Raw genomic sequence first — 2,267 nt, 5'->3', positions numbered from 1 at the left:
ACCGACACCAGCCACACCTACACGGAGCGCGGCACCTACCAGGCATCCGTCGACACCGTCTACACCGCGGAGATCGACCTCGGCACCGGCTACTTCCCCATCAGCGGAACCCTCACCATCCCCGGGCCGCCGCAGGACATCCAGATCTACGAGGCGCGCACCGCCCTCGTCGCGCACACCTGCGACGAGGATCCGACCGCCGAAGGCTGCCCGACCCGCTGAGCACACCCGCTTGGCACACGCCTGACACGCCCGGCCCGTTTGTGAGGGCGACTGCGCATTGACAACCCTCCAACCCGAGGGACAGTCTCGCTTCACAGCGAATCTTCAGCTATATCGCTGCCGAAGGGAACGAGCAGGAGCGCACTCACCGAAACACCGCGCATCTCCCGATTGGCGCTCCTGGTCGGCATCGCCGCGGCCACCGTCGGCATCATCTACGGCTACGACTCCTCCAACATCGGCGGAGCGCTGCTCTACCTGCGCAAGGACTTCGGCCTCGACGCCGCCGCAGAGGGCTGGGTCACCAGCACCGTCGTGTTCGGCGAGATCGCCGCATCCTGCTCGGCGTCACCATCGGCATCTCGGTCGTCGTCGTTCCGGTCTTCGTCGCGGAATCCGCCCCGACACGCAACCGCGGCGCCTTCCTCGTGCTGTACCAGGTCGCCACCGTCGCCAGCATCATCCTCGGCTACCTGATCGCGATGTCCCTCGCCCCCACCCAGAGCTGGCGCTGGATGCTGGGACTCGCCGCGATCCCCGGCCCCGTGATCACCCTGCTCCTGCTCCGCCTCCCCGACACCGCCCGCTGGTACGTCATGATGGGCCGGCACGCCGAGGCCAGGAAGGCCCTCGTCGCGATCGAGGGCCCCGCCGTCGACGTCGACAAGGAGATCGAGGTCATCACCGCCGGCTTCGCCACCAGCACCACCTCCTCGTGGCGCGATCTGCTTCGCGGCCCGTTCCTGCGCGCCACGATCTTCGTCGTCGGCCTCGGCTTTCTTCGTGCAGATCACCGGCATCAACGCGACCGTCTACTACAGCCCGGCCATCTTCGAGTCGATGACCTACACCGACGACGTCACCAAACTGGGCCTCTCCGCCCTCGTGCAGGTCGCCGGCCTGATCGCCGTGTTCATCTCGCTCATGGTGATCGACCGGATGGGCCGCCGGCCCGTGCTGCTGATCGGCATCGCGACCATGATCATCGCCAACATCCTGCTCATCGGCGTCTTCGCCGTCGGCGGCGGCCGGTTCGACGGGGCCCTGACCACGCTCGGCTTCATCGGACTGGTGCTGTTCACCGCCGGCTTCACGTTCGGCTTCGGATCTCTCGTCTGGGTCTACGCCGGCGAGGCGATGCCCGCCCACCTGCGCTCCCTCGGCGCGAGCGTCATGCTCACCGCCGGCCTCGTCGCGAACGTGATCGTGGGCCTCGCCTTCCGCCCGATCCTCGAGCAGAGCGGCATGGTCGCCTTCCTCATCCTCGGCATCATGGCCGTGGCCGCCTTCGTGTTGGTGATGAAGCTCGCCCCCGAGACGAAGGGGCGTCCGCTCGAGGACATCGCCCAGTTCTGGGAGAACGGCGGCAGCTGGACGGCGAGGAAGTGATCCGGATGCCGCAGATCAGAGCGCATCGCCAAAGGATCGCCGGACCCGTTGTGGCCGGCATCCAACGAGACGACGAAACCCACCGATAGGGTGGAATCCGTGACGGAAAAGCCTGACCTCTCGACCACTGCCGCGAAGATCGCCAACCTCCGCGCGCGCTTCAACGACGCAGTCGTCGAGCCGGAGAAGATCGCCCAGCAGAAGCAGCACGCCAAGGGCAAGATGACCGCCCGCGAGCGCATCGAGATGCTCGTCGACAACGGCAGCTTCGTCGAGTTCGACGAGTACGTGCGACACCGCACCACCGCCTTCGGCATGGACAGGAACCGCCCCTACGGCGACTCCGTGGTCACCGGCATCGGCACCATCCACGGCCGGACCGTCGCGGTCTACTCGCAGGACTTCACCACCTTCGGCGGCTCGCTCGGCGAGGTCTCCGGCGACAAGATCATCAAGATCATGGAGTTCGCCCTCACCAGCGGGATGCCCGTGGTCGGCATCCTCGACTCCGGCGGAGCCCGCATCCAGGAGGGCGTGCTGGCCCTCAGCAAGTACGGCGAGATCTTCAAGATGAACACCCGCTCCTCGGGCGTCATCCCCCAGATCTCCATCATCATGGGACCGGCCGCCGGTGGCGCCGGGTACGGCCCCGCCCT

2 protein-coding genes and 2 pseudogenes are annotated in these 2,267 nt (G+C 67.1%); all 4 read left to right on the top strand.

The annotated features are described in order from the left end of the window. Nucleotides 1-222, top strand: a pseudogene (locus tag BGN97_RS18240) (hypothetical protein); the annotation flags it as partial. Between the two features lie 101 nt (nt 223-323). Continuing rightward, nucleotides 324-935 (top strand): annotated as a pseudogene (locus BGN97_RS18560) (MFS transporter); the annotation flags it as partial. A 70-nt stretch (nt 936-1,005) separates the two neighbouring features. Further along, complete coding sequence (locus tag BGN97_RS18230) at nt 1,006-1,611, top strand: MFS transporter (protein WP_292704710.1); 606 nt, start codon at nt 1,006-1,008, stop codon at nt 1,609-1,611. 90 nt (nt 1,612-1,701) lie between these two features. Continuing rightward, nucleotides 1,702-2,267: carboxyl transferase domain-containing protein (locus BGN97_RS18225; protein ID WP_292704708.1), on the top strand; the 566-nt coding region annotated here is incomplete at its 3' end.

The organism is Microbacterium sp. 69-10 (genome assembly GCF_001897945.1).
In the GTDB taxonomy this organism is placed as follows: domain Bacteria; phylum Actinomycetota; class Actinomycetes; order Actinomycetales; family Microbacteriaceae; genus Microbacterium.
Note: the sequence above shows the minus strand (reverse complement) of the source record. Positions and strands in the feature narration are given on the sequence as shown.